Below are 6,423 nucleotides of genomic sequence, written 5' to 3'. Positions count from 1 at the left end.
GGTCGGGGAGGCCGAGCGCCGGCGGGACGCCGCGGTCCGCCGCGCGCACACCGCCGCCGCGATCCGGGACCGCGCCGCGGCGCGGGCCGAGGAGCTGGCGGACGCCGACGGGTGAGCGACGGTCAGCCGACGCCGTCGGTGCGGCCCGCCGTCCGCTGTCGTTTGCCGGCGTACAGCTCGGCGTCCGCGCGCTGCAGCAGCGCGGCCAGCGAGTCGCCGGCGCGGGCGGTCGCCGTCCCCACCGACCAGCTGATCGGGCCGCCGTCCAGTCGCTGGAGCAGTTCCTGTGCGCCCGGCCCGTCGGTGGCGGGCAGGCGCAGCACGAACTCGTCGCCGCCGTAGCGGCCGAGCAGGTCGGCGGTGCGCAGCCGCGACTGCCAGTGGTCGGCCACCTGTTGCAGCAACCGGTCGCCGGCGCCGTGCCCGTCGCGGTCGTTGACCGCCTTGAAGTCGTCGAGGTCCAGCACGGCGACCGTCAGCGGTTCGTCGCTGCGCAGTGCCCGCGCCAGGGTGCGGCCGGCCTCGGCCTCCCAGGACCGGCGGTTGGCCAGGCCGGTGAGCGGATCGGTGGCCGCATCGGTGCGCAGGGCACGGTTGAGCCGGGCATGGGCCTCGGTGAGGAGCAGGGCGCTGACCGCGGTCATCAGCCACGGGAGCGCCGCGGTCGAGGGGAGGGCGACGGCAGCGCCCAGGCTCGCCGTCCCGACCGCCAGCCCGGCGTGGGCCCGGGCCGCGGTCAGGGAGCAGAAGTGTGCCGCGTACAGCCCGATCGCGATGAGCACCGGGCCCAGCCCGACGATGCCGACGGCCGTGACCGACCGGGAGGCGAGGAGGGCGACCAGCAGCGAGACGCCGGCCAGGGCGGTGTGCCCGCCGGCCTGCGACAGCCGGTCGCCGCGCGCGAGGAGCGCCGCCGCACCACCGATACCGACGGCGGCCAGCACTCCGGTGAGGGCCACCGGGGTCTCTGGGTGCATCGGTCGCAGTGCGCCGGCCACGCAGAACAGCCCGCCCGTCCCGTACAGCAGGGCCAACAACCCGACCCGGGCCGGGACCCGTCGGTCCGCCGTCACCTCGTCCACCTGCCGCTCCCCATGTCACCGCGTGCATCGGCGATCCGGGCAGGAGCCTGCACCACGGGCCCCCCGGGCCGACCCGTCCGGGTGATCAACGGCGGGTCGCGGTCCCCAGGTGCTGCCGCTGTTCCAGGGCTACGGTCGGGTGATGGCCGACCTGCGCTTCTACTTCGACCCGGTGTGTCCCTTCGCCTGGATGACCAGCAAGTGGGTCCGGATGGTCGGCGCCCAGCGCGACCACCGGGTCGAGTGGCGGTTCATCTCGCTGCGGCTGCTCAACGCACACGTCGACTACGCGGCCCAGTTCCCGCCCGAGTACGAGGCCGGCCACACCGCCGGACTGCGGCTGCTCCGCGTCGCGGCCAGGGTCCGGGCCGAGCACGGCCCGGACGTGGTGGGCGACCTGTACGAGGCGCTGGGCCGGCGGGTTTTCGAGTCCGCTCCCCAGGAGGACGAGGACCGGGGGCAGCGGGGCACGGCTGAGTTCCTCGCCCCGGTGCTCGCCGAGGTCGGCCTGCCGGCCGAGCTGGCCGACGCGCTGGACGACGAGTCCTGGGACGCGACGATCCGCGCCGAGACCGACGAGGCGCTCGCGCTGACCGGCAAGGACGTCGGCACCCCGATCCTGCACTTCCAGCCGCCGGAGGGCGTGGCCTTCTTCGGCCCGGTGATCAGCCGGCTGCCGTCGGAGGAGGAGGCCGTCGAGCTGTGGGACCACGTCGTCGGCCTGGCGAGCTTCCCCGGCTTCGCCGAGCTCAAGCGCAGCCTGCGCGAGCGGCCCCAGCTGCCCGCCTTCGGCGTGACCCCCGGCGAGGCCGGGCAGCAGGAAGACTGGCACGGGGGCAGTCGCCGGCAGCACCGCTGAGCCGGCGCGGACGACCCTGCCACGCTGGCTCCGGACGTCCGGCTTCCGCCGCTCGGAAGTCGGGGTGACAGCGGGGCGCGCAGATGACAGAACCGGCAACGACGACTCACTGACGAGACGAGGCACACATGGCACTGCTCGAGGACGGCGCGTGGCGCGGCAAGATCTGGACCGGTTCCTGGACCGACGGCAGCGGTGGCACCTACACCGCGGTCGAACCGGCCACCGGTGCCGAGCTCGGTGAGGTCGGCAAGGCGACCCCCGCCGACGTGGAGAAGGCCGGCGCCCGCGCCGCCCAGGCCCAGCGGGAGTGGGCCGCGCTGCCGTTCGAGCAGCGCGCCGCGGTGCTCCGCCGGGCCGGTGACCTGCTGACCGAGCACGCCGCGGAGATCAAGGAGTGGCTGGCCCGGGAGTCCGGCGCCATCCAGCCCTTCGGCGACTTCCAGGTGCACACCAGTGCCCAGGAGTGCTACGAGGCCTCCGCCCTGCCCAGCCATCCCTACGGCGAGCTGCTGCGCAGCGGCTCACCCCGGCTGTCGTTCGCCCGGCGGGTGCCGGCCGGCGTCGTCGGGGTGATCGCGCCGTTCAACGTGCCGACCATCCTCGCCATCCGGGCGATCGCGCCCGCGCTGGCGTTGGGCAACGCGGTCGTCCTGAAGCCCGACCCGCGCACCGCCATCTGCGGCGGGGCGGTGTTCGCCCGCGTCTTCGAGGAGGCCGGGGTGCCCGCCGGGGTGTTCCAGGTCCTGCCGGGCGGTGCCGACGTCGGGCAGGCGCTGGTCACCGACCCCGCCGTCCGGGTCATCGCCTTCACCGGCTCCACGAAGGCCGGGCGCTCGGTCGGCGCGCTCGCCGGTCAGCACCTGAAGCGGGCGCACCTGGAGCTGGGTGGCAACTCCGCGCTCATCGTGATGGGCGACGTCGACGTGACCGCCGCGGCCTCGGTCGGCGCGTGGGGCACGTTCGCCCACCAGGGGCAGATCTGCATGGCGACCAGCCGGCACCTGGTGCACGAGTCGATCGCCGAGGAGTACACCGCCATCCTCACCAGCAAGGTCGAGAACCTGCCGGTGGGGGACACCTGGCGCGACCAGGTGGCGCTCGGCCCGATCATCGACGCCGGCCAGCGCGACCGGGTGCACGGGCTGGTCACCGCCAGCATCGACAGCGGGGCCACGGTGCGCACCGGAGGCACCTACGAGGGGCTGTTCTACCGGCCGACCGTGCTCGGCGACGTGCCCGTCGACTCCCCGGCCTACCAGGAGGAGATCTTCGGCCCGGTGGCACCGGTGACGCCGTTCTCCTCGCTGGACGAGGTGGCGGCGATGGCGGCCGGCACCGAGTACGGGCTGTCGCTCGGCATCCTGACCCGCGACGTCTACGCCGGCCTGCAGCTGGCCGAGCGGATCCCGTCCGGACTGGTGCACATCAACGACCAGACGGTCAACGACGAGGCGGTGGCCCCGTTCGGTGGGGTGGGCGCCTCCGGCACCGGCTCCCGGCACGGCGGCCCGCAGGCCAACATCGAGGCGTTCACCGAGACCCAGTGGGTCACGCTGCGCGGGGACCTGCCGGCCTACCCGTTCTGACCCTCCTGCACGACGACGGCCCCGGTACCGCAGCAGCGGTACCGGGGCCGTCGTCGTCAGGCAGGGTGCAGGTCAGGCAAGGTGCAGGTCAGGCAGAGTCGCGCCCGGTGACGTCGACCGGCTCGCCGAGGTGCCGCCGACCACCGGTCTTGGAGACCTCGAAGTCCGCGCCGAGCTCCTCCAGGGCCAGCCGGCCGTACACCTGCTGCTGGGTGGCGGTCCGCTGCGAGCGGCCACGGCCCAGGAAGCTGACCGCCCAGTGGATCACCGTGGTGAACCGGTTCTTGAAGCCCACCTGGTACATGATGTGCACCGCGAGCCACAGCACCCAGGCGAGGAAGCCGCCGAACTGGAACTTCCAGGTGTCGGCCACCGCGTGGAACCGCGAGATGGTCGCCATGCTGCCCTTGTCGAAGTAGGTGAACTCCGGGGCGGTGGGCCGGCCGGCGAGCCGGGCCTTGACGGCGTCCGCGGCGAACTTGCCGCCCTGGATGGCGACCTGGGCGACGCCGGGGAGCCGCTTGAGCGAGATCATGTCGCCGACCACGTGCGCCTCGGGGTGGCCCGGCAGCGTGAGGTCGTCCTGCACCGAGATCCGGCCGGCGCGGTCGACCGCGGCACCGGACTGCTCGCCGAGGATCTTGCCCAGCGGGCTGGCCTGCACGCCCGCGGCCCAGATCTTGGTGGCGGCGTGGATGCGGCGCTGGTGGCCGTCGCCGTCCTTGACCACGATGCCGTCGGCGTCGACGTCGGTGACCATCGCGCCCAGCTGGACCTCGACACCGATCTCGTTGAGCTGCTTGTGCGCCTTCTCGCCGAGTTTGTCGACGAACGGCGGCAGCACCTTCGGTGCCGCGTCGAGCAGGATCACCCGGGCGCTGGTCGGGTCGATCCGGCGGAAGTCCTTGCGCAGCGTGCGGCGGGCCAGCTCGGCGATCTGGCCGGCCATCTCGACGCCGGTCGGGCCGGCGCCGACGACGACGAAGGTCAGCAGCCGGTCGATCTCGGCCGGGTCGGTGGCCAGCTCGGCGAGCTCGAAGGCGCCGAAGATGCGGCCGCGCAGCTCGAGGGCGTCGTCGATGCTCTTCATGCCGGGGGCGAACTCGGCGAACTGGTCGTTGCCGAAGTAGGACTGCCCGGCGCCGGCGGCCACGATCAGCTCGTCGTACTCGTGCACCGTGGTGCGGCCGAGGACGGTGGAGGTGACGGTGCGGGCGGCCAGGTCGATGTCGGTGACCTCACCGAGCACCACGCGGGCGTTGGCCTGGTCCCGGAGGATCTCCCGGGTGGCCGGCGCGATCTCCCCTTCGGAGAGGATGCCGGTCGCCACCTGGTACAGCAGCGGCTGGAAGAGGTGATGGCTCGTCTTGGCCACGAGCGTGATGTCGACCGGGGCCTTCTTCAGCTGCTTGGCGGCGAAGAGACCGCCGAAACCTGATCCGACGATGACGACCCGGGGGCGACGTCCGGTCGGCTGGGTCACGGTGGTCACACTGGCTCCTGATGTCGTCATGATGACTGATCCTCCCACTACTGCTCTGGAACGTGCGGGCGCCCTCCGCTACGGGGCGCCGTCGTCCCGGACACAGTCGGCATCCACATGAGCAGCATGGAGGCGAACGGTGTTCCCGTCGCGGTGTGCGTCCCAGGTCTCGGTCTGGACGAACGGTCCTGGGCGCGGGTCCTGCGGCGGACCCGCGGGGTGGTGGTGCGGCTGCCGGGCATGGGTGTCCGGGGGCCGGTCGGCACCCTGCCGCAGCTGACCGACCAGCTGTTGGCGGCGCTCGGACCGGGCCGTTGCGTGCTCGTCGGTCACTCGCAGAGCTGTCAGGTGGCTGCTGCTGCCGCCGCGCGGGACGCCCGGGTGGTCGGCGTGCTGCTGCTCGGCCCGACCACCGACCCGCGGATGCGCCGGATCCCGGTGCTGGCCGGTCGCTGGGTGCGCACGGCGGTGCGCGAGCAGTGGTGGCAGGTGCCGTCCATCGTCGCGCAGTGGCTGCGGACCGGGCCTCGGGACATGACCGCGCTGTGGCGGCGGACCGCGCCGGACCGCATCGACGAGCGGCTGCGCCGGGTGGACGTGCCGGTGGTCGTCGTCCGTGGGGAGCGTGACGCGCTCTGTCCCCGGGACTGGGCGGTGCGCCTGGCCGGGTCGTCCCCTCGCGGCCGGTTCGTCGAGCTGCCGGGCGCGGCGCACATGACGCCGCACACCCGCCCGGACGACGTCGCCGGCCTGCTGGCCGGCCTGCTCGCCGAGGTGCACGAGGAGCAGGCCGGCTGACCTCCGGCGGCTACCTGCGGCTGGAGCGGGACCGCGTCCGACGCGCGGAGACCCGGGCCTCCCGGCCGACGAGGGCCTCGGTGAGCAGGCCGATGCCGATGCCCAGCATCCAGACGTCCTTGGCGATCGGCAGCCCGTCCTGGGTGGGGGCCACGCTCTTGCCCGGCTTGGTCATCCCCGGGGTGCGCAGGTAGAGCCCCAGCAGCCCGGCGGAGAAGCCGGTGAGCACGGCGCCGGCGACCGCCGTGGGCACGAACGGGGTCAGCAGCAGCGCGCCGATGGTGATCTCGGTCGTCGACAGCGCCTTGGCGAAGGTGGTCGCCGGGACCTTCTTCAGCGCCGGGTAGGTGCCGGCGGCGAAGCCGTGGAGCCCGGCCGCGGTGGCCTCGTCGGCGGCGCGCTTGCCGAGGCCGGAGTTGAGGATGAACGCCCCGGTGGCGATGCGCGGGGCGATCTCGCTGGGGGTGATGGGCAGGCGCATGGCGACCTCTACTCGTCTACGGGTTTGCTGAAGTGCTCAACATCATCGTCGCGGTCGCCGGGCGGTCGCGCGACCGGAGGTCGCCCACGAGAACGGGTCGGGGGCGGTCTCAGCAGTGCTGAGACCGCCCC

At 73.7% G+C, this 6,423-nt stretch carries 6 protein-coding genes; 3 read left to right on the top strand and 3 right to left on the bottom strand.

Annotation, left to right across the window (positions count from 1 at the left end):
- Window positions 1–122: 122 nt before the first annotated feature.
- Window positions 123–1,073: a GGDEF domain-containing protein gene (locus tag IN07_RS24070; RefSeq protein WP_156119210.1), complete on the bottom strand. Its 951-nt coding sequence runs from the start codon at window positions 1,071–1,073 to the stop codon at window positions 123–125.
- A 151-nt stretch (window positions 1,074–1,224) separates the two neighbouring features.
- On the opposite strand from IN07_RS24070, the gene IN07_RS14905 reads away from it, so the two are divergent.
- The gene (locus IN07_RS14905; RefSeq protein WP_036336911.1) at window positions 1,225–1,941 is read left to right on the top strand and encodes a mycothiol-dependent nitroreductase Rv2466c family protein; all 717 of its coding nucleotides are present in this window, start codon (window positions 1,225–1,227) and stop codon (window positions 1,939–1,941) included.
- Window positions 1,942–2,069: 128 nt separating this feature from the next.
- Window positions 2,070–3,530 carry a benzaldehyde dehydrogenase gene (locus IN07_RS14900; RefSeq protein WP_036336907.1) on the top strand — a complete coding sequence of 487 codons (1,461 nt, stop codon included), beginning with the start codon at window positions 2,070–2,072 and terminating at the stop codon, window positions 3,528–3,530.
- Between the two features lie 88 nt (window positions 3,531–3,618).
- On the opposite strand, the gene IN07_RS14895 is transcribed toward IN07_RS14900, so the two are convergent.
- Complete coding sequence (locus IN07_RS14895; RefSeq protein ID WP_231558391.1) at window positions 3,619–5,022, bottom strand: NAD(P)/FAD-dependent oxidoreductase; 1,404 nt, start codon at window positions 5,020–5,022, stop codon at window positions 3,619–3,621.
- 108 nt (window positions 5,023–5,130) lie between these two features.
- Between IN07_RS14895 and IN07_RS24065 the strand changes: the two genes are divergently transcribed.
- The gene (locus IN07_RS24065; RefSeq protein ID WP_081975428.1) at window positions 5,131–5,811 is read left to right on the top strand and encodes an alpha/beta fold hydrolase; all 681 of its coding nucleotides are present in this window, start codon (window positions 5,131–5,133) and stop codon (window positions 5,809–5,811) included.
- Between the two features lie 10 nt (window positions 5,812–5,821).
- Here IN07_RS24065 and IN07_RS14885 read toward each other — a convergent pair whose 3' ends face one another.
- Window positions 5,822–6,292 carry a hypothetical protein gene (locus tag IN07_RS14885; RefSeq protein ID WP_036336903.1) on the bottom strand — a complete coding sequence of 157 codons (471 nt, stop codon included), beginning with the start codon at window positions 6,290–6,292 and terminating at the stop codon, window positions 5,822–5,824.
- Window positions 6,293–6,423: the final 131 nt, after the last annotated feature.

Source organism: Modestobacter caceresii, assembly GCF_000761485.1.
GTDB lineage: Bacteria > Actinomycetota > Actinomycetes > Mycobacteriales > Geodermatophilaceae > Modestobacter > Modestobacter caceresii.
The sequence above is the reverse complement of the archived record's forward strand: the minus strand, read 5'-3'. Positions and strand labels throughout refer to the sequence as shown.

What these genes read in the sequence shown, in the direction of transcription:
- IN07_RS14905 (WP_036336911.1), top strand. Translation starts at nt 1,225, where the DNA reads ATGGCCGACCTGCGCTTCTACTTCGACCCGGTGTGTCCCTTCGCCTGG.
- IN07_RS14900 (WP_036336907.1), top strand. Translation starts at nt 2,070, where the DNA reads ATGGCACTGCTCGAGGACGGCGCGTGGCGCGGCAAGATCTGGACCGGT.
- IN07_RS24065 (WP_081975428.1), top strand. Translation starts at nt 5,131, where the DNA reads ATGAGCAGCATGGAGGCGAACGGTGTTCCCGTCGCGGTGTGCGTCCCA.
- IN07_RS14885 (WP_036336903.1), bottom strand. Translation starts at nt 6,292, where the DNA reads ATGCGCCTGCCCATCACCCCCAGCGAGATCGCCCCGCGCATCGCCACC.